The sequence below is a fragment of the Glaciimonas sp. GNP009 genome, from assembly GCF_054343755.1.
This window is the reverse complement of sequence record NZ_JBTGUV010000004.1, coordinates 1,574,742-1,600,737: the sequence shown is the minus strand read 5'-3', so window position 1 is coordinate 1,600,737 and position 25,996 is coordinate 1,574,742. Positions and strand designations below refer to the sequence as shown.

Genomic DNA, 25,996 nt, shown 5'->3' with positions numbered 1-25,996 from the left:
CACCATGCTCGGCTCCAAACAATCTGCTCCTACTCCGATTCCCGTATCATTTACCGCCCATCAAAAATCAGGCGTATTGGAAGTCGTTTTTGATGACGGTAAGACGTTCTCGTTGCCGTTTGAAATGATGCGCGTCTATTCGCCTTCGGCCGATGTACAAGGTCACGGCGAAGGTCAGGAAACATTGCAAACAGGCAAGCGCGGTATTACCTTGGCAGCGCTTGATCCGGTTGGTAACTACGCCGTTAAACCGACCTTTTCGGATGGTCATGAAAGCGGTATTTTTACGTGGGCCTATTTATATAAATTAGGTCAGGAACAAGATGCGCTCTGGGAAGAATATTTGCGTCGTTTGGACGATGCCGGGCACGGACGTGATGCGGGGCGGGATTTATCGATGACTGCCAAAAAGGCAGGCGGCCATGGTTGCGGTTAAGTCTTAACGATTGCATGCCAATACAGTTATTGGTCCTGCTACCGTTAGGCTTAGCGGCAGCAATGTATCGCGACGAGGCTTAAAATAGTGTTGCCAAGGAGGGCATGTTCGTACAAATTGGCCATTCAGGACGGATATTATTTGAAGATATTTTCGTGTAGCTGTGTACTCACTGAGGCTAAATTCAATGCTGTCGATACCAGAAATTTGCGGGCTGTTTGAAGACGGAGGCCACGCTATGTATTCGGGCGAACCGGTATCGCAGCGTGAACATGCTTTGCAAACGGCAACACTTGCGGCACAGGCCGGTGCAACGTCAGAACTGATCTGCGCCGCTTTACTGCACGATCTGGGACACTTGCTCAACCCGCAGGGCGAGACACCATCGGAACGTGGAATCGACGATACCCATCAATATTTTGCCATTCCTTATTTGCGGGGTTTGTTTAGCCCTGCGGTGTTAGAGCCGATTCGCATGCACGTGGATGCCAAACGCTATTTGTGTGCGATCGATTCAACCTATTACGACCAGCTATCGGACGATTCCAAGCGGAGTCTTGCCCTGCAAGGTGGCGTATTTTCCACCCACGCCGCGGCAGAGTTTATCGCGCGCCCTTACGCCGCAGATGCCGTTAGCTTGCGTTTGTGGGATGATTTGGCTAAGGACGCTGATATGGTAACGCCAGCGATGCCTTATTTTGCTACGTTGATGGCTGATTGCGCATTAACTAAAGTTACCAGCTAATGGCGCGATGTTCCCTAAAGCGGATGGAACGCATGTCTGGACCAGAGGGTGTTTAAGCCTATTGATTAAGCTGCACGACCTCGCTTCGGGTAGGAAACTGCCACTACAAGTAATTGTCTTCGATTCTCTCTTTGACAACAACATCTACAGCGGGCTTGTATAATGCAACCCTGTCTTAATAAGGTTATCGATATGACCAATACTACCCATTTCGGTTACAAAACTGTCGCTGAAGAAGACAAGGTGCATAAAGTCGCCGAAGTTTTTCATTCGGTCGCGGCTAAATACGACGTCATGAACGATTTGATGTCGGCTGGCATGCATCGGCTATGGAAAGCGTTCACAATCGCGCAGGCTGCCATACGTCCCGGATTTAAAGTGTTGGATATTGCTGGTGGAACCGGCGATCTGGCTAAAGCCTTCGCTAAACGCGCTGGGCCGAGCGGTGAAGTTTGGTTAACCGACATCAATGAGTCAATGCTGCGAGTTGGACGCGATCGCGTCTTGAATACTGGGTTATCAACCCCCACTTTGCTTTGTGATGCCGAGAAATTGCCATTTCCGGACAATTACTTTGATCGCGTGTCAGTTGCCTTTGGTTTGCGCAATATGACCCATAAGGATGTGGCGTTGTCAGAAATGCGCCGTGTTCTTAAGCCGGGCGGCAAACTGTTGGTGCTGGAATTTTCGAAAGTCTGTGAGCAATTGAAAAAGCCTTATGACGTGTATTCGTTTTCAGTATTACCCTGGTTGGGCAAAAAAATTGCCAACGACGCTGAAAGTTACCGCTATCTGGCCGAGTCAATCCGTATGCATCCAGATCAGGAAACGCTGAAAAAAATGATGCAGGATGCGGGACTTGCGCGTGTCCAGTATTTTAATTTAACCGCTGGTGTGGCTGCGTTGCACACCGGGATCAAACTGTAAGTACTCTGCCAGGAGGCAGCATGAAAAAATTATTAGTGATATTAATGTTGATTGTCAGTGCGTTGTCGCTGACGATATCAAGTGCAGAAGCTCGACGATTGGGCGGTGGCGGTTCGTTCGGCAAACAGTCTTCCGGGATTTCACGCTCAGTGCCGAGTAGTCCATCGCAACAAAATTTCGCTCGCCCTGCTGCACCAGCGGCAGCGCCCGGCGTAGCCCCTAAACCTGCCAGTCCATTGAGAGGCATCATCGGCGGCGCATTGTTAGGCTTGGGTTTGGGCGCTTTGATGTCCCATTTTGGTATGGGCGGTGTTGGCGGATCATTCCTGATGATCATTTTATTAGCGTTTGTTGTGATTTTTGTGGTCCGCATGGTAATGCGCCGAAATAGCGATCCCGCGCCAGCCTATCCAAATGCCTATTCCGATAGCCCTGGAAGTACGCGTGCCGCTAACGATAATAACAATACAGGTTTCACGCCGGAAATAGGCTCACGCCTCGAACCGGCGCGACCAGCGGCGTTTCAAACTGACACGCCGGTCGCCGGACATGCTAGCGCCCCTTGGGGCGTTCCAGCAGATTTCGACGTTCCTGGCTTCGTGCGGAGTGCAAAAACCTATTTCATCCGTCTGCAAGCCGCGTGGGATAAAGCTGACACCAGTGATATACGAGAGTTTACTTCGCCAGAAATGTTCGGCGAGTTAAAAATGCAACTGCAAGAACGCGGCGCGTCAGCCAATAACACGGACGTGGTGCAACTCGATGGCGAGCTAATGGGCATCGAAACGGTGAATGATCATTATCTTGCCAGCGTTAAATTCAGTGGCTTGATTAAAGAAGCACCGGAAGCGTCAGCCGAGCCGTTCACAGAAGTCTGGAATCTATCGAAGCCGGTGTCGGGGCCGGGCGGTTGGATTTTGGCGGGGATTCAGCAAGTCAATTAAGTGCGTTGTTTAGAACGGTGCAATACGGATTCAGTGACATTATGGTTTTTTGCACTGTTGTACGCCCAATACGCCGCGCAGCGATGTACCGATGACGTATTGACGGAAGACCCGCCTGAATGGACGGAGACGTTTTTGGTTAAGCGTTTTCCTATAAGTAGCGCTCTGATGCGAGATGCGCCGTCAGTTTTAAACAGCTTCTGATAAACTTAGACCGCCCGTGAATTGTCACGGGCGGTTTTGTTTTGTGACCAGGACTTTTCCCTTGAACTTTACGCCTCTTACCGCAGCTGTTAACCATTTGCTTACCCAAGAACCTTGGGCTCAGCGTAAACTTGCCGCGCATGCTGACAAGATCGCTTACATCGATAGTGGTGCAATAGTGCTGAAGTGGCAAATTACGCCAGACGGCTTCTTGCAGGCACCAGTTACGAAAGTGGAATCGGCATCGGCATCAGCATCAGCATCAGCATCAGCATCAGCATCAGCATCCATTTTGGCCCCAAATGTCACCATACGGATGAAATTGTCGGATTTGCCATTAATGGCGCAAAATCCCGAACGAGCATTTTCTTATGTCACTATTGAAGGCGATGCAGACTTCGCTAATGCGATTTCTCAAGTTGGCTTAGGTTTGCGGTGGGATGCTGAACAAGACCTGAGTAAGTTGTTCGGTGATATTGCCGCCACGCGCCTGGTCTCGATGGCAAAGTCAACGTTACAGACAGTGCAGACGACGCACAAAAAGTTGGCAGAAAACGTGGCCGAATATTTCCTTGAGGAAAAACCGTTGCTAGTACGCCCGCATGCGGTTTCTGATTTTACGCAAGAGGTCACGATATTACGCGATGACGTCGAGCGGTTGATCAAACGAATTGAGCGTATTGAACGCATAAATGCCGGTTCTGCCTAGAAACCGTAGCATCTAGGTGTGTAGATGATTGGGAGTAATAGCGCAGCGAATAGAATGGTCTCTAAAAACAGAAAGATTGCCAGTATCAGAATGGCTAGCGCCGCTTAGCACATTGGACAGTGCAGCCGTCGTACCGTGCGTCAGTTTTTGAAAGAGGTCAAATGCAAAATACTATGTTGAAGGCCGGGCACCAATGATTCTAAAATTTTTACGGGTTATAAAAATTGCACGCGTCGCCATTCGTTATGGTTTAGACGATATTGTGATGTCAGGATTTGATAAGCCGCGTATTTCTAAGTTAATCAATACGCTGTTATTTTGGCGCGATTTGTCTGCTCCCCGTGGCGAGCGCTTACGCAAGTCGCTCGAAGAGTTGGGCCCTATATTCGTTAAATTCGGTCAGGTATTGTCGACTCGCCGCGACTTGCTGCCGGGTGACATCGTCGATGAACTGGCGGGCTTACAAGATCGGGTACCGCCGTTTAGTTCTGACCTTGCAATCGCACAAATTCAGAAATCGCTTAAGGCCCATCCAGATCAACTTTTCGCCAGTTTTGATCGCCAACCTGTTGCCTCCGCTTCCATTGCGCAAGTTCATTTTGCGATGCTCAAAAATGGACGCGAGGTCGCGGTGAAAGTGCTGCGTCCTGGCATGAAAAAATCTATCGATGAAGATGTGGCGTTGATGCATTTAGCCGCTGAACTGGTCGAAAAATTATGGGCTGACGGCAAACGGCTGAAGGCACGTGAAGTGGTCGGCGAGTTTGATAAGTATTTACACGACGAACTTGACCTGATGCGTGAGGCCGCTAACGGCAGTCAGTTACGCCGGAATTTTGCCGACTCTGATCTGTTAATGGTCCCCGAGATGTTTTGGGATTATTGCTCATCATCTGTCATCGTAATGGAGCGCATGCACGGCATTCCGATTTCGCAGCTGGATCGTTTGCGGGCGGCCGGTGTCGACATGCAAAAGTTATCTAGTGATGGTGTGGAAATTTTCTTCACGCAAGTGTTCAGAGACGGCTTTTTCCACGCTGATATGCACCCGGGAAATATTTTAGTGTCGGTTGCGCCCGCTACATTTGGCCGTTACATCGCGCTCGATTTCGGCATTGTCGGAACACTTAACGATTTTGATAAAGATTATCTCTCACAAAATTTTCTAGCATTTTTTCAGCGCGATTATAAACGCGTCGCCGAAGCGCATATCGAGTCTGGCTGGGCACCGAAAGAGACGCGGGTGGATGAGTTGGAATCCGCAGTGCGCGCTTGTTGCGAACCGATTTTTGATCGCCCGTTGAAAGACATTTCTTTCGGTCAGGTACTGTTAAGACTGTTTCAGACTTCGCGCCGCTTTAATGTAGAAGTGCAACCACAGCTCGTCTTATTGCAGAAGACGCTTCTGAACGTCGAAGGCCTTGGGCGTCAATTAGACCCCGAACTGGATTTGTGGAAAACTGCAAAGCCTTATCTTGAGCGTTGGATGAGCGAGCAGATAGGTTGGCGCGGCTTGGTGCAACATTTGAAAATTGAAGCACCGCGATACAGCAAATTATTGCCGCAGTTGCCGCGCCTGATACATCAGGTTCTGTCTCAAGTCGTAGATGGACCTAAAGGTCAGGATGAAAAGCTGCTGTTATTAGCGCTTGCGGAACAAAGAAGAACCAATCATTTACTCGGTATCCTGGTGTATTTTGGCGGTGGATTGATGGGGGGAATATTGCTGACCCTGATCTTTCAGCGTTGGGGATATTTATATTTCGGCGCCTAATAAAAGATTCAGACGGAGAAAATTCTGGTTTGGTTGCCTCACCTTTACACCTGACGCTTCAACGTCGCGCTTGATTATGTGATTATCAGCGCTGCATTTGTCTGCGCAAGTAGTCATTGAACGCGGGTATACATATTGACCTTGAGAATGTGATTTAAAGATTCGTTTATCCAGCATTTAATTGTGTGTTCCTCTTTTGATTGAGAAATTATTTCGCCATGACAACACCGATATCCAATCAGACACCGACAGGCATTCCATCATTCACGACGCGTGATTCGGCTAAGCCCGATTTTTGGAGTGAACGTTTTCAGTCGGCCTTCACGCCTTGGGATAAAGGCGGTGTGCCTTCGGCGTTGGAGGATTACATCAATCGATCTGTACCGACGGTGACGCTGATTCCAGGGTGTGGCGTTGGATACGAAGTTGCCTGTTTCGCTAGCGCAGGTTGGGATGTGACTGCCATTGATTTTTCTGAAGCGGCGGTTAGCGCGGCTCAGGCGACACTTGGTAGTTTGGGTTCTCGCGTTGTCCAAGCCGATTTCTTTACGTTCAATCCGGTGAAGCCTTTAGGATTGATCTACGAACGGGCTTTTTTCTGCGCGTTACCGCCAGCGATGCGCCCGGCCATCGTTGAGCGCTGGGCGGCATTGCTACTGCCGGGTGCGACGCTAGCTGGATTTTTCTTTTTTGGGGATAGTCCAAAAGGGCCGCCTTTCGGTATTGATCGGCCAGACTTGGAACAGTTATTGCTACCGTATTTTGAGTTGATTGAGGATTATCCTGTCACCGATTCTATTCCGGCATTTGTTGATAAAGAGCGCTGGCAAGTATGGCGGAGGCGTCTTTAGAAAGCCAAAACGGTGGATTGCGTCGAGGATGACTAGTTCTCCGATGTATCTTTAATGGCGCAGTCGCACTATCTTCGTGCGGATGCTTTTGGAAACCATTGCGACACTCATAAAACAGAGCGTGCTTGCGAATGTTAATGGTCGCATGAACTTCAGGCCAAAACGCTGTGAGGCAAAACTTATTTCTTTGCCGGGGCATGGTAAGTTCGCGTAAATAAGTGCTTTTTTGCTACAATCGGCGCTTTTGCTTTCCGGGGCAACATCCATGGCTTTGCTCGAAATTCGTAACGTTAGTCGCTTCTTCGGTGACTTCACCGCGGTTAATAACATCAGTTTGTCGATTGAGGCCGGTGAGTTCTTTACGTTGCTGGGCCCGTCAGGTTGCGGCAAAACCACTTTACTTCGCATGATCGCCGGGTTCGATTTACCCAATGCGGGCCAAATAATGCTGGATGGCGTTGATCTCGCAGGCATTCCGCCCGAGCAACGTCCTGTCTGCACCGTGTTTCAGAATTACGCGTTGTTCCCACACATGACGGTGAGCGCTAATATCGCCTTCCCGTTAAAAATGGCAAAACTTCCGCCAGCAGAAATCAAACAAAAAGTAGTTGAAGCGCTGGAAGATGTGCGGCTGGTCGGTTTTGGTGCGCGCTACCCGCACGAATTGTCTGGTGGTCAGCGGCAGCGTGTCGCGGTCGCGCGTGCGCTTGTATCCCGACCGAAATTGCTGTTGCTGGACGAACCGTTGTCAGCGATGGACGCGAAGTTGCGCGAGCAGATGCAGATTGAACTCATCAATTTGCAAAAAGAAGTGGGTATTACCTTTGTCTATGTAACCCACGACCAAACCGAAGCATTGGCCTTGTCGCATCGCATCGCGGTCTTGAATCACGGTCAAGTTGAGCAGTTGGACGAGCCATCACGCATCTATAGTTATCCCAAAACCCGTTTTGTTGCCGATTTTATTGGCACATGTAATTTATTAGATGGTGTTATCGAGAGCATCGACGAAGCCACGATGCATCTTGATGTCGCGGGACTGGGTCAAGTCACGGCAGCGTTACCACCTGATGCGGTGATTGGTCGAAAAGGAACGCTGGCGTTGCGCCCTGAAAAGATTCTAATCAGTGCCGCAGTTAGCGGCCACAGTGCGGAAAATCATTTTAAGGGCTACGTGAAAGAACTTCTATATCTCGGTGACGTGACGGTCTACATTGTGCAAACCGAAGGTGGGGCGGCGATAGAAGCACTGCTAGCCAATTCGGCTGCCGGGCGCGCCAAGTTCTTTGAAGTCGGCGATGCTGTTGATGTGGCGTGGAGTTTCGAGGCAGGACATTTTTTGTATGATTCTGTATGAGTGAGGCCGTACCCTTGTTACCGTCACCACGCCCAAGCCCAAGCCCAAGCCCGCGCGGACGATTAGCACGCTGGTTGATTAGCGGGCCGCCGTTGGTCTATCTGCTGATATTTTTTGCGATTCCTAGCCTGATCATGGTGTTTGCATCGTTTCGCTACGCTGGCGATTACGGTGGACTAGAACCCATCTTCGACGCGGCGGGTAAGCTTAATCTGACGATCGAAAGCTATACGCGGTTTGCGTCCGACTTTATCTATACAGCGATTTTTTTGAAATCCTTGATGTACGCATTGATCACCACTTTTTGCTGTCTGATCATGGCGTATCCGGTGGCGATACTCATCGCCCGAAGCGCCAAAAAATATCGCGATTTATTGATTCTGTTGGTGATCCTGCCATTCTGGAGTAATTTTTTGATCCGGGTATACGCCTGGATGATTATTTTGGGGCCGCAATCGGGTTTGACCCGTGCGCTCAATTACGTATTGGGATTGGTTGGCGTGCAGCCGGTGACGCTGTTATTTACCGCGTTTTCGGTGATCGTTGGTCTGGTCTATGTTCACTTACCTTTCATGGTCTTGCCGCTCTATGCTAATTTGGAAAAACATGATCCGGCATTGCTGGACGCCGCGCAGGATTTGGGTGCGTCGGCGTGGCAGCGTTTTTGGCGGATTACTTTTCCGTTATCGCTACCCGGTGTTTATGCTGGCGCGGCGCTGGTTTTCATTCCGGCGTTGGGGATTTTTGCGGTGTCGGACATACTTGGCGGAACAGGCGGCATGATGATTGGCAATGTCATCAAGCAACAATTTTTGGAAACCCGCGATTGGCCATTTGGGAGCGTGTTGTCGATTGTGTTGACGGTCGCCGCACTAGCGGTGGCGGGCGTGGCTATGCTCGCATCAAGACCAAGACGACAAGGATAGAAAAATATGGTGAATGTTCATCGACTTGATGGCATCAATAAACGCACCATCGCGTTATGGGCAGTAGCGGTGTTGGTATTTGGTTTTTTGTACGTGCCGTTGATTATTGTGATGGTGTATTCATTTAATGACTCCCAACTCAACGCAGAATGGGTCGGATTCACTTTTGATTGGTATCGCAAGCTGTTTAATGACCACGAGATGTTAAGCGCTGCCGGAAACTCGCTGATGATTGCCCTGGTTTCAAGCGCAGTCGCGACAGTGCTTGGAACGATGGCTGGTTTTGCGATGCACCGGTATAAGTTGAAGTTACTGCCTTTATTGGTGCTGACGCCGATTGCGATTCCCGAAATCCTTATTGGCGTGTCGCTGCTGATTTTCTTTGTAATGCTCAATATCACGTTAGGGTTGGTATCGATCACGTTAGCGCATATTGCCTTCTGTATTGGTTTTGTCGCTATCGTGGTGCGCTCGCGCTTGTCTGGTATGGATGAAAGCCTGACTGAAGCGGCACGGGATTGTGGTGCGACACCGCTTCAGGCTTTCCGTCTGGTGACGCTTCCGTTAATTATGCCCGGCGTTCTAGCTGGCGCGTTGATGGCGTTTACGTTGTCAATCGATGATTTTGTCATCACTTTTTTTACCGCGGGTGCGAATGCCTCAACGTTGCCGTTACAAATTTATTCCATGATCAAGATTGCGGTTACGCCCGAAGTGAATGCGGTCTCAACCCTGTTAATGGTGCTGACGCTATTTCTTATTATTGTGGCTGCGAAGTTAGCTCCTAGCGCACTGCGCTCGTCGTCTTAATTGCGTACCCATTTGCGTGCTCAATTGCGTGCTTTATTGCCTTCTTAATTTCATCCACATCATCATTCCTCAAGGATTGCCATGAAAAAATTGTTTTCCATGTTAGCGCTGCTCGTTGTCAGTATTGCCGGTGTCACTACGGCTGTTTCAGCGCAAGCGGCCGACGAATTGCATTTGTATAACTGGAATAACTATATCGCGCCTGAAACCGTGCAGCGCTTTGAAGCCTCCTGTAAATGCAAAGTGGTGCAGACTTACTATGGTGACAATGAAGAAATGCTGGCTAAGCTTGCGGCAGGAGCCAAGGGTTATGACATTATTGTGCCCACCGGAAATGCGCTGGATGCTTTGATCAAGCAAAAGGCGTTGAAGCCTTTAGATAAATCGCAACTGCCGAATTTGAAGAATATGAATTCGGCATACATGAATAAGGATTTCGATAAGGGCAATGTTTATTCAGTGCCTTATGCTTATACGATCACGTTGTTGGGCTACAACGAGCAAAAAATAAAAGAACTGGGTATTCCGGTCGATAGTTGGGCGACTATTTTTGATCCCGCCATTCTGGCCAAGATCAAAGGCAAAGTGACCGTCCTGGATTCTGCCAATGAGTTGATCGCAGCCGCCATGAAATATCGTGGCTATTCTGCTAACGATACAGACGAAAAGCATTGGGAGGAGGCGAAGAATGTGATTCTGCGCGCAAAACCGTATTGGGCGGCGTTCAATGGAAGTAGTTATATCAAGGAACTCACCGTTGGGAACGTGTGGGTAGTGCATGGTTATTCGAGTGATATTTTTCAAGCTGATGTAGACGCTCAGAAGGCCGGTCGAAAATTCCGTATTCGGGCGGCATTGCCAAAAGAAGGTGCAGTATTGGCGCTCGACAGCATGGTGATCCACAAGGATGCGCCGCGTCCAGATCTGGCGCTGAAGTTTATTAACTTTATGCTAGATGGAAAAAATGCAGCCGAATTGACCAATTTGATCGGAACCGGCAATCCGAATGCTGAGGCCGCACAATACATCAATCCCGAAATTGCAAAAAATACAGCGATTTTCCCGACAAAGGCCACAGTTGCTAAATTGGAAATGTTGAAGGATCTTGATGGCAAACAGCGCCGCGCATTGAACCGCTTGTGGACTGAAATTCGCGCCCGTTGAGCCGTTTATCTGTTCTACGCGCACAAGAGAGACCTTTCATGCTGAGCAGATATAACTCCTGTAGTAGCGTAACGGTGTGGATTCCGCAAAAACCTTTATAATTCAGGGTTTTACACGCTTTTCGCGGAGTTTTACCATGCCAATTTACGCCTATCGCTGCGAAGCTTGTGGTTTTGCTAAAGATGTATTGCAAAAAATGTCGGACGCGCAGCTAACTGTGTGCCCAACATGCCATCAAGAGTCCTTCAAGAAACAAGTGACTGCTGCCGGTTTTCAGCTAAAAGGGACGGGTTGGTACGTCACCGATTTCCGCGGCGGTGCGGCGACTGGCAAATCAGCGACCGGCGCGAGCGAGGAAGGCGGCACTTCAACTGCTACCGATAGCGCGGTTGCGGCGACGCCAGCGGCGGCGGCATCGACCAGCGCTCCAGCGTCATCGAATAGTGCACCGGCTAGCACTGCGGCAAGTGCAAGTAGTGGAAGTACTACAAGTACGAGCGCTGGCAATACCACAGCCAGCAAAACATCCTCTTCCACGGCGACCTGACAGCGCTGCGGCACGAATTTTAACTAAACTGTCTTGGGCCGAACTGCCAATCGCGGTTCGCCCCGTTGAAGAAAACCATGCGCAAATATTTCATTACCGGTTTACTGGTTTTGGTTCCTCTGGCGATTACGCTATGGGTACTGAATCTGATCATTGGAACAATGGATCAGTCATTATTGTTCCTACCGGTAGAGTGGCGTCCAAAAGCGCTGATAGGCTTTAATATTCCCGGTCTCGGCACTATTTTGACGTTGTTGATCATATTCTTCACGGGATTGGCAACGCACAACTTTATTGGGCGTCAGGTCGTGGCGTTGTGGGAAGCAGTATTAACGCGCATTCCGGTCGTCAACTCGATTTATTCCAGCGTCAAGCAAGTATCAGATACGTTATTTTCATCCTCAGGAAATGCTTTCCGCAAGGCATTGTTGGTGGAATATCCGCGTCGGGGATCATGGACCATCGCATTCCTGACCGGCGTTCCTGGCGGTGATGTAAAAAATCATCTGGAAGGTGATTACGTCAGTGTGTATATACCGACGACCCCGAATCCAACTTCAGGATTTTTTCTGATGGTGCCGCGTGCCGATACAGTAGAGCTGAGTATGAGCGTTGACGAGGCACTGAAATACATCATTTCGATGGGCGTCGTATCACCGCCTGATCATGTAGAAAAAAAACGCATTAATGATCCTGTTTAGACGATTCGATGCGCTATGACGGTTTATTGACTGTTGCAAGTAAAAATAGACGCACCGCAGACGCAAACAAGACCCCAAGACCCACTGATAGTTACTCTCAGTAACATTGAACTTAACACCTGAACTTCGGAAGAATTGAATATGTCCATGCGAACCCACTATTGCGGCCTCACCACCGAGGCACTTCTCGATCAGACCGTCAGCCTGTGCGGCTGGGTACATCGTCGTCGCGACCATGGCGGCGTGATTTTTATCGACTTGCGCGACCGCGAAGGTCTTGTGCAAATTGTGTGTGATCCTGATCGCGTAGATGTTTTCAAAAATGCCGAAGTCGTGCGCAATGAGTTTTGCCTGCGTATCACTGGTGTGGTGCGTAACCGTCCAGACGGCACCGTCAACAAAAACCTGAAGTCGGGCCAAATCGAAGTATTGGCCCATACGCTGGAAGTGCTGAATGCGTCCGTGACGCCGCCGTTCCAGTTGGATGACGACAATCTGTCGGAAACCACACGTCTGACGCATCGGGTGCTGGATTTGCGTCGTCCCCAAATGCAAAACAATCTGCGCCTGCGTTACAAAGTAACGATGGAAGTGCGTAAATTTTTGGATGCAAACGGCTTCATTGATATCGAAACGCCGATGTTGACCAAGTCAACGCCAGAAGGCGCGCGTGATTACCTGGTCCCGTCGCGCGTGAACGCAGGCCATTTCTTCGCGCTGCCGCAATCGCCGCAATTGTTTAAGCAATTGTTGATGGTGGCAAACTTTGACCGCTATTATCAAATTGTAAAATGCTTCCGCGACGAAGATTTACGCGCCGATCGCCAGCCTGAATTTACGCAGATCGATTGCGAAACATCGTTCATGTCCGAGCAAGAAATCCGCGATATGTTCGAAGGCATGATCCGCCTGGTATTCAAGAACGCACTAGATATCGATTTGCCAAATCCGTTCCCTGTGATGGACTTTGCCACTGCAATGGCAATGTACGGTTCCGACAAGCCGGATATGCGCGTGAAGCTCGAATTCACGGACCTGACCGCGGTCATGAAGGATGTTGATTTCAAAGTATTCTCGGGCGCTGCCAATATGGAAAACGGTCGCGTGGTTGGTTTGCGCGTTCCCGGTGGCGCTGCCATGCCGCGCTCCGAAATTGATGCTTACACGCAATTCGTTGCTATTTATGGGGCACGTGGTTTGGCGTATATCAAAGTTAACGAAACCGCTAAGGGCCGCGATGGCTTGCAATCGCCTATCGTCAAAAACTTGCACGACGTCGCATTGGCACAAATTCTTGCGCAAACCGGCGCGCAAGATGGCGATCTGATTTTCTTTGGTGCTGACAAGGCGAAAGTGGTCAACGACGCTATCGGTGCATTGCGCGTCAAGATCGGTCATAGCGAGTTCGGTAAAAAGGTCGGCCTGTTTGACGATACATGGCGTCCTCTATGGGTGGTTGACTTCCCAATGTTTGAATACGACGAAGCTGGCGAGCGTTGGAGTGCTTGCCATCATCCGTTCACGGCCCCAAAAGATGGTCATGAAGACTATCTTGAAACCGATCCAGGCAAGTGTATTGCTAAAGCCTATGACATGGTATTGAACGGTTGGGAACTAGGCGGCGGATCAATCCGTATCCATCGTGCTGAAGTGCAAAGTAAAGTCTTCCGCGCGTTGAAGATTGATGCGGAAGAAGCGCAACTGAAGTTCGGTTTCTTGTTAGACGCGTTGCAATACGGCGCGCCTCCGCATGGTGGTCTGGCCTTCGGCCTGGATCGTATCGTCACCATGATGACCGGTGCCGAATCTATTCGCGATGTGATCGCTTTTCCAAAAACCCAGCGGGCACAATGTCTGTTAACTCAGGCGCCATCGGTAGTTGAAGAAAAACAGTTGAAAGAACTACACATTCGTCTGCGTGCGCCAGAAGCCAAAGTGGTTTCTTAAGGTTGACTGCCGTGCGATCAACTTTGTTTATTAAGAGTGAGTCGCTTGTACAATAGATAGTATTCAAAAGCGCGGTTTTCCGCGCTTTTTTTATGTCTCGATCAAATCAGTCTATAGTAAGGTTTAGGTCCGAATTTGTGATTGAAACGGGCTTTATTCTTAGCAACACCATCTGTTTTTTATGTTCCATGGTCGTCCGTATTAGTCGGCCGACTTGGTAGATTAATGGATGTTAAAAAAACGTGTGCCATCCGGTCTGGCTTCTTATATTGTTCCTCAATAATTGTTTGCTATTTTTATAGTGTGTGCATGGATAAAATTCCCGAATCTGTTCTTGTTGTCATCCATACGATTGATTTGCAGGTTTTAATGATTTCGCGCACCGATAACGTCGATTTTTGGCAATCTGTGACCGGATCTAAAGATACGCCTGACGAGTCTTTGGTTCAGACTGCCATTCGTGAGGTAGCCGAAGAAACGGGCATTATTGTGTCCGATGGTCAGGTACCAATGTCGCATTTACGTGACTGGCAACTTTCCAACGTCTATGACATTTATCCTATGTGGCGTCATCGTTATGCGCCGGGTGTGACCACTAACACTGAGCACGTTTTTAGTCTCGAAGTGCCTGCAGAAATTCATATTGTTTTAGCACCGCGCGAACATGTCGAGTATCGCTGGATGCCGCACAGAGAGGCTGCGGACTTGTGTTTTTCTCCATCAAACGCAGAGGCGATATTGCAACTTCCTCACCGACTACGGGATGTTAAAAGGTAGTTGTTTCCGCGCTATGACGCTTTTATTTCACGTGGATCAAAAGCGATGAAAATACGAATTGCGACCTATAACATCCACAAAGGCGTCTCCTCTATCGGAAGTCGTCCACGTGTCCATGCTCTAAAGCAAGCGCTGGCATTGATGGAGGCCGACGTCTTCTTCTTGCAAGAAGTGCAAGGGCGGCATGATTTAATGGCTGCGCGTCACTCCGCTCATTGGCCGGAACAATCCCAGCAAGACTTTCTCGCTGGTGATTCTCATCATGCTGCGTATGGAATGAATGCAGTGTATGACCATGGTCATCACGGAAATGCATTATTAAGTCGCTTTGAGATTGCTTCGCAGACCAATCAGGATGTGTCGGATCATGCATACGAGGCGCGTGGCATTTTGCATTGCGTGATAAAAACCCCTCAGGCAGACGTCCATTGTTACGTCGTTCATTTGGGTTTGTTTGGCGGCGGTCGGCGCCGACAAACGGCGGCATTAATCGAGGCGGTGCGTAGTTCGTCACCGCCAGATGCGCCATTGATTATTGCCGGTGACTTCAATGATTGGGGAAATCGACTAAGTGAATTGTTGCGCGTGCGTCTCGGTGTCTCGGAGATTTTTGACGAGCGGATTGCGGCGCACGGGGTGGGATATTATTTACGTAAACTGATGGGACGCGAGCCAGGCATCAAATCGGCGTCCACCGCCAAAATTAAACCGGCCCGCACATTTCCTGCCGCGCTTCCTTGGCTGCGCCTGGATCGCATCTATCTACGCGGCTTTGCCGTAGAATCAGCACATGTATTACATGGACCGGCGTGGGCTAAGTTATCGGATCACGCTCCGATTGTGGCGACGTTACGGTTGAAGTAGACTCTTTATCGTCGGTATTGCAGGACTAATGTCAAGGCAATACCAAACCAATCCCAAGCAAATCATCAAAGCTAATGAGCGGCAATATCGTCGTGAATGTCGTCAATAATGTAGCGCATAACCCTTAACCGGCATATCTCATGACGATCTGTTTTTTGTGTAGCCTATGCGCGCGGTAAATTTTACCGCTGACAATCATATTGACCTGTTGCAAAGTGGCGCGGAATTTTTCCCGGCTTTAATCGCGGCCATTAACGGCGCGCGCGACGAGGTCTATCTGGAAACGTATATTTTTGCGGCCGATGCCACCGCCCAACGGGTTAAGGCGGCGTTGATGGAAGCAGCGAAAAGAGGCGTTGCGGTCAGAGTGGTGACCGACTGGCTTGGCACTGGGCGTGCACATAACACTTTATTAACGGAAGAGTTTCTTGGCACGCCCATCAAACATCGCATCTTTAACCCTTGGTTCCGTCGCGGGGTGGTGCGCACTCATCGTAAATTGTGCGTGGTCGATCACCAGATCGCGTTCGTCGGCGGCATTAATATTAATGACGATATGTTCACCGATGATGCGCGACATTTGCCATTGCCTGCCCCGCGCTGGGATTTTTCTATCCGCATTGTGGGGCCTCTTGTGCCAACAATACATGCCGAATTGGAGGCACAATGGATGCGTATGGGTGGGATAAAATTACGTGCACGGTGGGATGAGTTTAAGCGTGCACGCGTAAAGATAAACATGGCGTCGCATGGGGCCGCATCGGCAGGGTTAGTCATTCGCGACAATTTACGCAATCGACGAACGATTCAACGTGCTTACATGCAAGCATTGGGGCATGCACGCGAAAGCGCTTTGTTAGCGAATCCTTACTTTGCACCGGGCCGTAAATTACGCCAGGCCTTAGTTTCTGCTGCACAGCGCGGTGTCAAGGTGACTTTGCTACTCGGCGTCGGACATTATCGTCTGCAGGATGCGGTGACGCACTCGTATTATCCCAAGTTACTCAAAGCGGGCGTCAGAATCGTCGAATATCGCAAGACCGCGCTACACGCTAAAGTCGCTGTGGTGGATGACGAATGGGCCACCGTGGGATCGAGTAATTACGACGGTTTGAGTCTATTGGTGAATCAGGAGGCGAATGTCGTCATTCGAGATGCAAAATTTGCAGATTTGTTGCGCCAGAAAATCGAAGCGGGTATCGCGGATGGTGTAGAGGTGCAATCAGCTGAATTCGGGCACAGATCGTGGAGTCGGCGGCTGTGGTACGGATCAGCTTTTTTCGTCTATCGCTTTGCGATGAGAATTATGACGATAGGTAATAATCACTAAAAAGCAAAAGGACCGAACAATCGTTCGGTCCTCATTTTATCCCTCAGCCTCATTCGGGCCTGATCGCTCATCAAATTATGTAGGTGAATTAACGCTGCATCTTACGATACGGCGCTAACTAACTCGCTTATATTTGAACCCACGCTCCCTTGAATACGACCGGTCCTGTTGGTCCGTTTGGATTCGGTGAGCCTCCTTTTGGCTCCAACGTTACAGCCAATATTGGTATCGATTGTGGCGTAGCATTCGCAGGTAGAGGCAATGTCACACTGCCATTGGCTGCAACCAGACCCAGCGAACGTGGTGGACCCTCTTTTGGAACCGCCCACAATTCGAGACTCTTATCAGCCGCCACCGATTGCGCTGCGATCACTTTCACAACCATCTGACCATTCTGTGCCGCAGTCACCACGGCAATGGGTGTTGCTTTATCATCGCTCAACATCGCGACGTAAGACGTGACCGGCGCAACCGGAATGGGTGCCAGTTGTTTAGTCATTAGCAGCGATACCAAAATCAAAGCTGCGGTGGTAGACACCAAGCCAAGCCCGCGCCAGAAACTCAGATCTTCTCGTAGTGATAGCCAGAATGATGCTTTGCGTTTGCGCGCTGCGAGTATTTGTAGTCCAAGGCGTTTTTCAATGGTGAGCCATACGCTTACCGATGGCTTACTCGCCGGAGTCATTTCTGCCATTGGATACAAACGGTCTTGCCATTCCGCCACCGTCAGTCGCAGCGCTGCACTGTCGAGCAAATAGCTTTCAAAGCGTCGGCGTGCCCCGCCGCGCAGTGTGCCAAGCACAAACTCTGCTGCTAACTTCTCTAATAATGCTTGGTTTTGAAGAATATTCATTAATTTTGCTCCAGCTTGCCTAGGCAGGTCCGTAATCGCTCTAATCCTCGCCGGATCCAAGTTTTAATGGTCCCGATGGGGAGCTTCATTTGATCTGCTACCTCGCTGTGCGAGAGATCATGAAAAAAAGATAATGCTATCGCTTGTCGGTGCAAGCCCTCGAGTTTTGCCAGGCAGCCCGCGAGCGCTTTTGAATCGGCGCTCAGCTGCAGCGCTTCTAACGGCGTTGGATCTGCACTTTCCATGGCGGTAATGACCTCTTTGTCAAAAGTATCCGCATCAATTTCAACGTCATGGTCAGTGCGGCGCAAAATATCGAAGGCTTTATTGCGTACGATTGTCGTCATCCACGTCATGGGAGCCGCAAGGCCGGGTTGATAACTACCGGCACTGTTCCAAATGTTGATGAAACTTTCTTGTAAAACCTCTTCTGCCGCTTCACGCTTAACTAATATACGTAGCGCGAAGCCAAACAGTTTCGATGATGTTGCGTCGTAGAGAGAACGGAAGGCGCTGGCGTCTTTTTGGGCAACGGCGGCAAGCCAGATTTTCAGTTGCGCCGGTTGTAGTTCAGTAGAAGACAATTCGATTTCCTTCGCAAGATATTGGGTCATTCAGCATGTGCTTAATATCCGGAGGTACGCCTGGACAAGGTAACAGCCCTTTACGGAGCAATCAGGAATTATTAAAGTGCGTGTTGATGAGACTTTCTGAGGAATAGGTTAGCGCAAACTTGTTCACGCGGCAACTTTTCACTGTTGTTTTTGTATCTGTACTTTTCCTTTTGTTCCCAATAAAAAGCCCGTCAATGCAACGGGCTTTAAATCAGCGCGCTTCAAAATAATTGAAGGATCAGTTGAGCAAGGGATTGTGTCTTGCGCAATTTATTTTTTGAGAGAGTCGCGAATTTCTCTTAGCAACACGGTGCTTTCAGGATCAGCAGCGGGTGGCGTTGCGGTTCTGACCTTGTTGACCAATCGTACCATCTGAAAAATGATGAAGGCTAAGATAAGGAAGTTCAGCAAAATAGTGATGAAATTGCCATACGCCAATACAGCGCCAGCTTTTTTCGCTTCGACTAATGTCATCGACGCTGCCTGCCCGTTCAGGGCGACGTAGTAATTAGAAAAGTCGAGGCCGCCAAAAATCCTGCCGATAATCGGCATGATTATGTCCTGCACTAGAGAATCCACAATTTTTCCGAAGGCTCCGCCAATAATCACACCGACAGCAAGATCAATCACGTTCCCCTTGACTGCAAATGCCTTAAATTCTTCAAGCATGCTCATGATGGGTTTCTCCCGGATAATCTTTTAATAAAGTGCTATTTTATATCGCGTTGAGAACTTGGTGGGTTATCAGAATGTGACTTTTTTGCCATATACACCGCTATGCTGCGGCAAAACCATGTTTCAGAGGGGAAAAGTCAGGCCGATTTTGCCATTTCTACTTAGAAATAAAAAAAAGTTCCGTGAATTTAAGTGACAAAGTATCTATTTCCTTTAAAACAGCGGTCAGCTTCGTTATAATCTAGGGTTGCTAGAAGTTTCATGCAGGTTTCGTATTTTGACTGATTGGGGTTGGTATGAGTATCGAAAAGCAGGTCGATTCAAGTCGACGTGGTTTGCTCGTCGCTACGTGTGCGGTGGGTGGTGTGGCAGGTTTGGCCACAGCGGGGGCCTTTGTGTCTACCTTCCAGCCGTCTGAGCGCGCTAAAGCCGCAGGAGCACCAGTAGAAGTAGATATTTCCGGTATTAACCCCGGAGAGATGAAAGTGTTCGAATGGCGCGGTAAGCCAGTGTGGATCATGAAACGTACGCCGGAGCAAATGAAGGGACTCGAACATACCGCTTCTGAAGTCGCCGATCCGGAATCGCTCAAGCCCTATACAATGGATCTTCCCGACTATTGTAAAAACAAAGCAAATAATCGTGGTCACGTCGGCCATGAATCCACATTGGTGCTGGTTGGTATTTGCCCGCATCTCGGTTGCTCGCCGTCATCCAAGTTCGCGCCAGGTGCACAACCTTCGCTGCCAGATGACTGGGAAGGTGGTTTCCTATGTCCATGCCATGGCTCGACTTTCGATTTGGCTGGCCGTGTATTTAAGAACAAGCCTGCTCCAAACAATCTTGATGTTCCGCGTCATATGTATTTGTCGGATACCAGGATTCTGATTGGTAAAGACGAGAAAGGTGAGGCTTAATCATGGCATTCCACGAAAAGAAGCTACCGGCTAATGCGCCGATTGCCGACAAAGCGTTGAACTGGGTTGATTCCCGTTTTCCGCTCACTTCCACCTGGAAGGCTCATCTTTCCGAATACTACGCACCTAAGAACTTTAACTTTTGGTACGCCTTCGGTTCGCTTGCGTTGTTAGTATTAGTGATTCAGATCGTAACCGGCATTTTTCTGGTCATGCACTACAAACCGGACGCAACGCTGGCATTTGCTTCTGTTGAGTACATCATGCGTGATGTGCCGTGGGGCTGGTTAGTGCGTTACATGCACTCGACCGGTGCATCGGCATTTTTCATCGTCGTCTATCTACATATGGTGCGTGGCCTGATGTACGGCTCTTATCGCAAACCGCGTGAACTGGTCTGGCTATTCGGCGTCGGTATTTTCTTGTGTCTGATGGGCGAAGCATTCATGGGCTATTTGTTGCCATGGGGCCAAATGTCCTATTGGGGCGCGCAAGTTATCGTCAACTTGTTCGGTGCAATCCCGTTTATCGGTCCTGATTTGTCGTTATGGATTCGTGGTGATTACGTTGTCTCAGATGCAACTCTGAATCGCTTCTTCGCGTTCCATGTGATTGCTATTCCTCTGGTATTGATTGGCCTCGTTGTTGCGCATATCATTGCGTTGCATGAAGTTGGATCAAATAATCCGGATGGTGTTGAAATCAAAGACACTGTGGATGCCAATGGTATTCCGCTGGATGGTATTCCGTTCCATCCTTACTACTCGGTACATGATGTCATGGCAGTTGCTGTGTTCCTGATTGTCTTTAGTACAGTCGTGTTCTTCGGCCCGGAAATGGGCGGTTACTTCCTTGAGTACAACAACTTTGTTCCTGCTGACTCGCTGAAAACGCCGCCGCATATCGCACCAGTTTGGTACTTCACGCCGTATTATTCGATTTTGCGCGCAGTGACATCCGACTTTATTATTTACCTGCAAGCCGGCATTGCTGCTTTTGTTGCTTTGATATGGTTGCGGTCGAGTCTTACATCGATTGTAAAACTCATTGCAACGGTGATCGGTTTGGCAATCATTGTGGCGATGTTTGTCCTTGATGCAAAATTCTTCGGTGTAGTTGCGATGGGCGTATCGGTTGTCATTCTGGCCGGATTGCCATGGTTGGATCACTCAAAGGTCAAGTCGATACGTTATCGTCCTGACTGGCATAAATATGTCTACATCTTGTTCGGGATTACTTTTGTGATTCTCGGATACCTTGGCGTACAACCGCCCTCGGCCTTGGGGGGAGTGGTGTCGAAGGTTTGTACTTTCATTTACTTTGGCTTCTTCCTGTTGATGCCATGGTGGAGCGCAATGGGCACGTTCAAGCAAGTGCCTGATCGCGTTACTTATCATCCGCATTAAGTCGTAAAGAGGACATACATGAAATTGCTAAAAAGTTTGATTGCGACTCTTGTGCTGCTGCCAGCGTTGGCTTTTGCCAGCGAAGGCGGTTATCCGCTCGATAAGGCACCGGATCGCACCAAAGACATGTCGGCTCTGCAAAGTGGTGCCAAGCTATTTGTTAACTATTGCTTGAATTGCCACTCTGCGTCGTCGATGCGTTATAACCGTCTGCGCGATATCGGATTGACCGAAGATCAGATCAAAGCCAACTTGCTGTTTACAAGCGACAAAGTGGGTGATTTGATGCACGTCGCCATGTCGCCGAAGGATGCCAAAGAATGGTTTGGCGCCGCACCACCGGATTTGTCGGTGATTGCGCGTGCTAAAGCGTCTGAGGCAGGTTCTGGTCCGGATTGGCTCTATACCTATCTGCGTACTTTCTACAAGGATGATACGCGTCCAACTGGCTGGAACAACATGGTATACCCCAATGTCGCAATGCCACACGTGTTGTGGGAGTTGGAAGGTATTCGTACTGCCAAGTTCGAAGACGTCAAGGACCCCGAAGAAGAAGGCAAAATTGAACATAAGTTTTCTAAGTTCGAGCAAGTCACACCAGGAAAAATGACACGTTTGGAGTATGACGTTGCAGTTGCTAACCTAGTGTCATATCTTGAATGGATGGGCGAGCCAACACAAAACACGCGTAAGCGTCTGGGTGTATGGGTTCTACTCTTCCTCGGATTATTTTTCGTCGTGGCATGGCGTCTAAATGCGTCGTACTGGAAAGAAGTGAAATAACAATTTCATGCTCGCGTTTTTGCGGGTATGCGTTTTCGGGTGAGCCGTACCGCGCCTCACCCCTTTGTTTTTAAGGAACTATAAAATGATGGTTCTCTATTCAGGTACAACCTGCCCATTTTCGCAACGTTGCCGTCTCGTTTTGTTTGAGAAAGGCATGGACTTTGAAATCCGTGATGTTGATCTATTCAACAAGCCGGAAGATATCTCGACGATGAACCCATACGGCCAAGTGCCTATTTTGGTTGAGCGCGATCTGATTTTGTATGAGTCGAATATCATCAACGAATACATTGATGAGCGCTTTCCGCATCCACAACTGATGCCAGCTGATCCGTTGATGCGCGCACGTGCACGTCTGATGTTATTCAATTTTGAAAAAGAATTGTTTGTTCACGTACACGTCTTGGAAAATGAAAAAACCAAGGGCGCAGAAAAAAGTCATCAAGTCGCACGCGCAGAAATTCGCGATCGCCTGACGACGCTGGCACCTTTGTTCTTAAAGAACAAGTACATGTTGGGTGATGAGTTCTCGATGTTGGATGTCGCTATTGCCCCATTACTATGGCGTTTGGATCACTACGGTATCGAGTTGTCGAAGACCGCAGCGCCGTTGATGAAGTACGCTGAGCGCATTTTCTCGCGTCCAGCCTACATCGAAGCGCTGACCCCGTCAGAGAAAGTAATGCGTCGTTAATCGACGGATTTAAATAGCCTGTATAAAAATAGGTTATATTGTGCAGTTGCTGGCCCAGCAGCTGCACGATTTTTGTATTTGGCCAATCTTTCAGATTACCTCGTAATTTGCTTTATTTTTATCGCATGTTACGCACTTGATTTAGCGCACATACCAAATCTTCAGTTCACATTTGTATTTCCTTCGTATTGATGATGTCCGAAACTTCTACTAAACCCTACTTGCTACGCGCCATTTACGAATGGTGTACCGACAACGGCTTCACCCCTTATCTGGCGGCCAAGGTCGATGCCAACACGCGCGTCCCGCAGCAGTTCGTAAAAAATGGTGAGATCGTCCTCAACATCAGTTTCGAGGCGACCAGCAGCCTTAAAATGGACAATGAATTCGTTAATTTCAATGCACGGTTCGGCGGCGTCTCCCGTGAAATTTCGGTCCCGGTAGAAAATGTCATCGCGATTTATGCCCGTGAAAACGGACAAGGCATGGCGTTTGAAGTAACCAAGTTAGCGGAGCAAAAGCCAGTCAACCCGGACGATCAAAATGCGCAAGCCAAGCCCGCATCAAGCGCTGGATTTCCTGCATTGACATCGGTTCCATCGCCAAGTACAAACTCTGGCGACAAAGAAAATAGCGCTGATCCAGAAAAAGATCCGGAACCACCAAAAAAAGGTGGTAGACCCACCCTAACGCGAATTAAGTAATGTATAATTCTGTTCTCGCACATTTGCTGGCTTAGCTCATCTGGTAGAGCACCTGACTTGTAATCAGGGGGTGGCGGGTTCAAGTCCTGCAGCCAGCACCAATATCTAAAAGGCCCACAGTCATGTGGGCCTTTTTCTTTTGTTCCGCAAAACCTCATTTTGTTGGCTTAACCAGCTTTCCTCTGCGATATCGGACGTAGCGTGCTGTCATAGTCGCTGTAGCATGTCCCAGCTGATATTGAGGTATACAACCGTTATTGTCAGTCCCCGCCATCTCCCGCAGTTCTCAAAACCGAAAGCCTCTATTTTTAATAGATATACGCCTGCGTGTTGTATCGAAGCGAGACCGCAGCGCACACCAGGTCAATGGATGCTCCGCTTTATTAGCAGATACCGATATTCCACTCATTAAGTATTTCAAACCTGCTCTAGTAACGCCTTAAACTTTTCAATCGGTAACGGTTGACCAAATAAATATCCCTGGTAATGCGTGCAGCGTTTATCCAAGAGGAATTGTCGTTGATCTTCCGTTTCGACGCCTTCAGCAATAACGTCCAGGTTCAGACTGTGTGCCATGGCTATGATGGCACACACAATCGCTTTATCGCTGCTATCGGTGGCGATGTCGCGTATGAACGACTGGTCAATTTTTAGCTCAGAGATCGGGAGGCGCTTGAGGTATTGCAAGGATGAATAGCCAGTGCCAAAGTCGTCCAGTGAGAAGCGGACGCCGATTGCTTTTAATGCACTCATGATGGCAATGGCGTTTTCGACGTTCTTCAGCAACAAGCTTTCGGTGATTTCCAGCTTGAGACGCGTTGGGTCGATGCCATGTCGTTTTACTAACGATTCGACGAGTGCGACAAAATCAGCCTGGTGAAATTGAACGGCACTAATGTTCACCGCCAGAACCAGATCGCGGGTTCGCGCATCATGCCTCCATATCTTGAGCCGGTGACAGGCCGTCTCCAGCACCCATTGCCCAATGGGCAGGATTAAACCAGATTCTTCCGCTAGCGGAATAAATTGAGCGGGAGGTACCAAACCGCGATCTGGATGTATCCAGCGAATCAAAGCCTCCACGCCAAATGGACTGTGCGAACTATCCACCTGAATTTGGTAATACAACTGAAATTGCTGGTTTTCCATTGCTTTGCGTAAGTCGGCCTCAAGCGAAGTGCGGGCGTTAATGACTTCCTGCATTTTCGGGTTAAAGAATCTCAGGGTGTTGCGGCCTGCTTTCTTGGCCTGATACATGGCGATGTCAGCACGTTTCAGCAGTTCTTCCGCAGACTTGCCCTGATCTTTAAAAAGCGCCGCGCCGATACTGGGCGTGCTGTGATATTCGTGCGTGGCAAGCAAGTAAGGCTGATTGAGCGTAGCGAGAATTTTATCGCCGACGGCTTGAGCCTGTATAGCGGCTTCAATCGGGTGTTCACTCAGGTCTCCCAGCATGACGACAAACTCATCTCCACCAAGTCGCGCCACGGTGTCGTTTTCGCGCATACAAGACTCCAGACGTAGCGCTGTCTGTTGTAGCAGTAAGTCACCGAAGTCATGGCCAAGCGTGTCGTTGAGATCCTTGAACTTGTCCAGATCAATGAACATCAACACACCGTCCCGACCACTGCGCTCACTAGAGGCGAATGCGTGATGGAGACGATCTAGCAAAAGCCGTCGGTTGGGCAGACCAGTGAGCGTATCGTAAAAGGCTAAGTTATTAAGCTCTGTTGCGAGCATTCCTTTCTGTTCATTTTGAAAGGCGAGTTCTTTGTTGGCAACGACAAGCTCCGCCACCCTTTTTTCTTTCTCTTTATTTTGAAAGGCGAGTTCTTTGTTGGCAATCGCTAATTCCGCGGCGCGTTTTTCTTTTTCTTGGTTTTGAAAGGCGAGTTCTTTGTTGGCAATGGCTAGTTCCGCGGCGCGATTTTCTTTTTCTTGGTTTTGAAAGGCGAGTTCTTTGTTGGCAATGGCTAGTTCCGCGGCGCGTTTTTCTTTTTCTTTATTTTGAAAGGCCAGTTCTTTGTTGGCAATGGCTAGCTCTGCCGCGCGATTTTCTTTTTCTTTATTTTGAAAGGCCAGTTCTTTGTTGGCAATGACGAGCTCGGCTGCCCGTTTTCCTTTTTCTTGGTTTTGAAAGGCGAGTTCTTTGTTGGCAATGACGAGTTCCGCTAATTCCGACAACTCTTTCATATGATGCGCCCTCTTTCTAGTCGTTCACTGGAGCAGAGACGTGGACATACTAATCCTTGTCCGAGTTTCGCCGACGGAGGCGCTAAGAGGCGGCCGATATGCTGCGGGAGTAATCTGAATCGTGCCTTGCTCATTTTTTAA

General features: G+C 49.1%; 26 protein-coding genes and 1 tRNA gene. 23 read left to right on the top strand and 4 right to left on the bottom strand.

From position 1 onward, the window contains the following. Positions 1–4 precede the first annotated feature (4 nt). The 17 genes from ACXX82_RS08020 to clsB all read left to right on the top strand — a co-directional run bounded on the left by ACXX82_RS08020 (position 5) and on the right by clsB (position 17,013). Positions 5–436: a gamma-butyrobetaine hydroxylase family protein gene (locus ACXX82_RS08020; protein ID WP_322233467.1), complete on the top strand. Its 432-nt coding sequence runs from the start codon at positions 5–7 to the stop codon at positions 434–436. Between the two features lie 187 nt (positions 437–623). Then, a complete protein-coding gene (locus ACXX82_RS08015; RefSeq protein ID WP_322233465.1) occupies positions 624–1,181 on the top strand; it encodes a phosphonate degradation HD-domain oxygenase in 558 nt (185 codons plus the stop codon). Between the two features lie 192 nt (positions 1,182–1,373). Beyond that, a complete protein-coding gene (gene ubiE, locus ACXX82_RS08010; protein WP_322233463.1) occupies positions 1,374–2,108 on the top strand; it encodes a bifunctional demethylmenaquinone methyltransferase/2-methoxy-6-polyprenyl-1,4-benzoquinol methylase UbiE in 735 nt (244 codons plus the stop codon). A gap of 20 nt (positions 2,109–2,128) precedes the next feature. Further along, positions 2,129–3,052 (top strand): Tim44 domain-containing protein, encoded by a 924-nt coding sequence (locus tag ACXX82_RS08005; RefSeq protein WP_322233461.1) that lies wholly within the window; start codon positions 2,129–2,131, stop codon positions 3,050–3,052. A 265-nt stretch (positions 3,053–3,317) separates the two neighbouring features. Beyond that, positions 3,318–3,965, top strand: a complete 648-nt coding sequence (locus tag ACXX82_RS08000; RefSeq protein ID WP_458562731.1) for a ubiquinone biosynthesis accessory factor UbiJ — start codon at positions 3,318–3,320, stop codon at positions 3,963–3,965. A 193-nt stretch (positions 3,966–4,158) separates the two neighbouring features. After that, on the top strand, positions 4,159–5,739 hold the full coding sequence (ubiB, locus tag ACXX82_RS07995; RefSeq protein ID WP_322233457.1) for a ubiquinone biosynthesis regulatory protein kinase UbiB: 1,581 nt from the start codon (positions 4,159–4,161) through the stop codon (positions 5,737–5,739). A gap of 218 nt (positions 5,740–5,957) precedes the next feature. Continuing rightward, complete coding sequence (locus ACXX82_RS07990) at positions 5,958–6,590, top strand: methyltransferase domain-containing protein (RefSeq protein ID WP_458562730.1); 633 nt, start codon at positions 5,958–5,960, stop codon at positions 6,588–6,590. A 265-nt stretch (positions 6,591–6,855) separates the two neighbouring features. Further along, complete coding sequence (locus ACXX82_RS07985) at positions 6,856–7,947, top strand: ABC transporter ATP-binding protein (RefSeq protein ID WP_458562729.1); 1,092 nt, start codon at positions 6,856–6,858, stop codon at positions 7,945–7,947. Further along, on the top strand, positions 7,944–8,873 hold the full coding sequence (locus ACXX82_RS07980) for an ABC transporter permease (RefSeq protein WP_458562728.1): 930 nt from the start codon (positions 7,944–7,946) through the stop codon (positions 8,871–8,873). The genes ACXX82_RS07985 and ACXX82_RS07980 overlap by 4 nt, the downstream gene beginning before the upstream one ends. A 6-nt stretch (positions 8,874–8,879) precedes the next feature. After that, positions 8,880–9,683 (top strand): ABC transporter permease, encoded by an 804-nt coding sequence (locus ACXX82_RS07975; protein WP_322233448.1) that lies wholly within the window; start codon positions 8,880–8,882, stop codon positions 9,681–9,683. Positions 9,684–9,764: 81 nt separating this feature from the next. Further along, complete coding sequence (locus tag ACXX82_RS07970) at positions 9,765–10,847, top strand: ABC transporter substrate-binding protein (protein WP_323506541.1); 1,083 nt, start codon at positions 9,765–9,767, stop codon at positions 10,845–10,847. Positions 10,848–10,983: 136 nt separating this feature from the next. Then, positions 10,984–11,394 carry an FmdB family zinc ribbon protein gene (locus ACXX82_RS07965; protein ID WP_322233444.1) on the top strand — a complete coding sequence of 137 codons (411 nt, stop codon included), beginning with the start codon at positions 10,984–10,986 and terminating at the stop codon, positions 11,392–11,394. 77 nt (positions 11,395–11,471) lie between these two features. Next, positions 11,472–12,095: a DUF502 domain-containing protein gene (locus ACXX82_RS07960; protein WP_322233443.1), complete on the top strand. Its 624-nt coding sequence runs from the start codon at positions 11,472–11,474 to the stop codon at positions 12,093–12,095. Positions 12,096–12,236: 141 nt separating this feature from the next. After that, on the top strand, positions 12,237–14,042 hold the full coding sequence (gene aspS / locus ACXX82_RS07955; RefSeq protein ID WP_322233440.1) for an aspartate--tRNA ligase: 1,806 nt from the start codon (positions 12,237–12,239) through the stop codon (positions 14,040–14,042). A 309-nt stretch (positions 14,043–14,351) separates the two neighbouring features. Continuing rightward, positions 14,352–14,819, top strand: a complete 468-nt coding sequence (nudB, locus tag ACXX82_RS07950) for a dihydroneopterin triphosphate diphosphatase (RefSeq protein ID WP_322233438.1) — start codon at positions 14,352–14,354, stop codon at positions 14,817–14,819. Between the two features lie 45 nt (positions 14,820–14,864). Then, positions 14,865–15,683 (top strand): endonuclease/exonuclease/phosphatase family protein, encoded by an 819-nt coding sequence (locus ACXX82_RS07945; protein WP_322233436.1) that lies wholly within the window; start codon positions 14,865–14,867, stop codon positions 15,681–15,683. A gap of 166 nt (positions 15,684–15,849) precedes the next feature. Further along, positions 15,850–17,013, top strand: coding sequence for a cardiolipin synthase ClsB (gene clsB / locus ACXX82_RS07940; protein WP_322233434.1), 1,164 nt, complete (start codon positions 15,850–15,852; stop codon positions 17,011–17,013). A 127-nt stretch (positions 17,014–17,140) separates the two neighbouring features. Here clsB and ACXX82_RS07935 read toward each other — a convergent pair whose 3' ends face one another. The 3 genes from ACXX82_RS07935 to mscL all read right to left on the bottom strand — a co-directional run bounded on the left by ACXX82_RS07935 (position 17,141) and on the right by mscL (position 19,155). Then, positions 17,141–17,866, bottom strand: coding sequence for an anti-sigma factor (locus ACXX82_RS07935; protein ID WP_322233432.1), 726 nt, complete (start codon positions 17,864–17,866; stop codon positions 17,141–17,143). Beyond that, positions 17,866–18,480 carry an RNA polymerase sigma factor gene (locus ACXX82_RS07930; RefSeq protein WP_322233430.1) on the bottom strand — a complete coding sequence of 205 codons (615 nt, stop codon included), beginning with the start codon at positions 18,478–18,480 and terminating at the stop codon, positions 17,866–17,868. The genes ACXX82_RS07935 and ACXX82_RS07930 overlap by 1 nt, the downstream gene beginning before the upstream one ends. A 270-nt stretch (positions 18,481–18,750) precedes the next feature. Next, complete coding sequence (gene mscL / locus ACXX82_RS07925) at positions 18,751–19,155, bottom strand: large conductance mechanosensitive channel protein MscL (protein WP_322233428.1); 405 nt, start codon at positions 19,153–19,155, stop codon at positions 18,751–18,753. Between the two features lie 296 nt (positions 19,156–19,451). On the opposite strand from mscL, the gene petA reads away from it, so the two are divergent. From petA to ACXX82_RS07895, 6 genes are all read left to right on the top strand, one after another. Next, entirely contained in the window at positions 19,452–20,072 is a 621-nt protein-coding gene (gene petA / locus ACXX82_RS07920; protein WP_322233426.1) for a ubiquinol-cytochrome c reductase iron-sulfur subunit, read from the top strand. Beyond that, positions 20,072–21,478, top strand: a complete 1,407-nt coding sequence (locus ACXX82_RS07915; protein ID WP_322240238.1) for a cytochrome b N-terminal domain-containing protein — start codon at positions 20,072–20,074, stop codon at positions 21,476–21,478. Before petA ends, ACXX82_RS07915 begins: the two co-directional genes overlap by 1 nt. 18 nt (positions 21,479–21,496) lie before the next feature. Beyond that, a complete protein-coding gene (locus ACXX82_RS07910; protein ID WP_322233424.1) occupies positions 21,497–22,261 on the top strand; it encodes a cytochrome c1 in 765 nt (254 codons plus the stop codon). Between the two features lie 85 nt (positions 22,262–22,346). Further along, positions 22,347–22,958, top strand: a complete 612-nt coding sequence (locus ACXX82_RS07905; protein ID WP_108442713.1) for a glutathione S-transferase N-terminal domain-containing protein — start codon at positions 22,347–22,349, stop codon at positions 22,956–22,958. Positions 22,959–23,152: 194 nt separating this feature from the next. Continuing rightward, positions 23,153–23,662, top strand: coding sequence for a ClpXP protease specificity-enhancing factor (locus tag ACXX82_RS07900; protein ID WP_458562727.1), 510 nt, complete (start codon positions 23,153–23,155; stop codon positions 23,660–23,662). 25 nt (positions 23,663–23,687) lie between these two features. Then, positions 23,688–23,763: transfer RNA gene (locus tag ACXX82_RS07895), tRNA-Thr, on the top strand. A 316-nt stretch (positions 23,764–24,079) separates the two neighbouring features. Here the strand turns inward: ACXX82_RS07895 and ACXX82_RS07890 are convergent. Further along, the gene (locus ACXX82_RS07890; protein WP_458562726.1) at positions 24,080–25,855 is read right to left on the bottom strand and encodes a putative bifunctional diguanylate cyclase/phosphodiesterase; all 1,776 of its coding nucleotides are present in this window, start codon (positions 25,853–25,855) and stop codon (positions 24,080–24,082) included. Between the last annotated feature and the right edge of the window lie 141 nt (positions 25,856–25,996).

Excerpts from the sequence above, each read along its gene's own strand:
- ACXX82_RS08020 (WP_322233467.1), top strand. The coding sequence starts at position 5 with ATGCTCGGCTCCAAACAATCTGCTCCTACTCCGATTCCCGTATCATTT.
- ACXX82_RS08015 (WP_322233465.1), top strand. The coding sequence starts at position 624 with ATGCTGTCGATACCAGAAATTTGCGGGCTGTTTGAAGACGGAGGCCAC.
- ubiE (WP_322233463.1), top strand. The coding sequence starts at position 1,374 with ATGACCAATACTACCCATTTCGGTTACAAAACTGTCGCTGAAGAAGAC.
- ACXX82_RS08005 (WP_322233461.1), top strand. The coding sequence starts at position 2,129 with ATGAAAAAATTATTAGTGATATTAATGTTGATTGTCAGTGCGTTGTCG.
- ubiB (WP_322233457.1), top strand. The coding sequence starts at position 4,159 with ATGATTCTAAAATTTTTACGGGTTATAAAAATTGCACGCGTCGCCATT.
- ACXX82_RS07990 (WP_458562730.1), top strand. The coding sequence starts at position 5,958 with ATGACAACACCGATATCCAATCAGACACCGACAGGCATTCCATCATTC.
- ACXX82_RS07985 (WP_458562729.1), top strand. The coding sequence starts at position 6,856 with ATGGCTTTGCTCGAAATTCGTAACGTTAGTCGCTTCTTCGGTGACTTC.
- ACXX82_RS07980 (WP_458562728.1), top strand. The coding sequence starts at position 7,944 with ATGAGTGAGGCCGTACCCTTGTTACCGTCACCACGCCCAAGCCCAAGC.
- ACXX82_RS07975 (WP_322233448.1), top strand. The coding sequence starts at position 8,880 with ATGGTGAATGTTCATCGACTTGATGGCATCAATAAACGCACCATCGCG.
- ACXX82_RS07970 (WP_323506541.1), top strand. The coding sequence starts at position 9,765 with ATGAAAAAATTGTTTTCCATGTTAGCGCTGCTCGTTGTCAGTATTGCC.
- ACXX82_RS07965 (WP_322233444.1), top strand. The coding sequence starts at position 10,984 with ATGCCAATTTACGCCTATCGCTGCGAAGCTTGTGGTTTTGCTAAAGAT.
- ACXX82_RS07960 (WP_322233443.1), top strand. The coding sequence starts at position 11,472 with ATGCGCAAATATTTCATTACCGGTTTACTGGTTTTGGTTCCTCTGGCG.
- aspS (WP_322233440.1), top strand. The coding sequence starts at position 12,237 with ATGTCCATGCGAACCCACTATTGCGGCCTCACCACCGAGGCACTTCTC.
- nudB (WP_322233438.1), top strand. The coding sequence starts at position 14,352 with ATGGATAAAATTCCCGAATCTGTTCTTGTTGTCATCCATACGATTGAT.
- ACXX82_RS07945 (WP_322233436.1), top strand. The coding sequence starts at position 14,865 with ATGAAAATACGAATTGCGACCTATAACATCCACAAAGGCGTCTCCTCT.
- clsB (WP_322233434.1), top strand. The coding sequence starts at position 15,850 with ATGCGCGCGGTAAATTTTACCGCTGACAATCATATTGACCTGTTGCAA.
- ACXX82_RS07935 (WP_322233432.1), bottom strand. The coding sequence starts at position 17,866 with ATGAATATTCTTCAAAACCAAGCATTATTAGAGAAGTTAGCAGCAGAG.
- ACXX82_RS07930 (WP_322233430.1), bottom strand. The coding sequence starts at position 18,480 with ATGACCCAATATCTTGCGAAGGAAATCGAATTGTCTTCTACTGAACTA.
- mscL (WP_322233428.1), bottom strand. The coding sequence starts at position 19,155 with ATGAGCATGCTTGAAGAATTTAAGGCATTTGCAGTCAAGGGGAACGTG.
- petA (WP_322233426.1), top strand. The coding sequence starts at position 19,452 with ATGAGTATCGAAAAGCAGGTCGATTCAAGTCGACGTGGTTTGCTCGTC.
- ACXX82_RS07910 (WP_322233424.1), top strand. The coding sequence starts at position 21,497 with ATGAAATTGCTAAAAAGTTTGATTGCGACTCTTGTGCTGCTGCCAGCG.
- ACXX82_RS07905 (WP_108442713.1), top strand. The coding sequence starts at position 22,347 with ATGATGGTTCTCTATTCAGGTACAACCTGCCCATTTTCGCAACGTTGC.
- ACXX82_RS07900 (WP_458562727.1), top strand. The coding sequence starts at position 23,153 with ATGTCCGAAACTTCTACTAAACCCTACTTGCTACGCGCCATTTACGAA.
- ACXX82_RS07890 (WP_458562726.1), bottom strand. The coding sequence starts at position 25,855 with ATGAAAGAGTTGTCGGAATTAGCGGAACTCGTCATTGCCAACAAAGAA.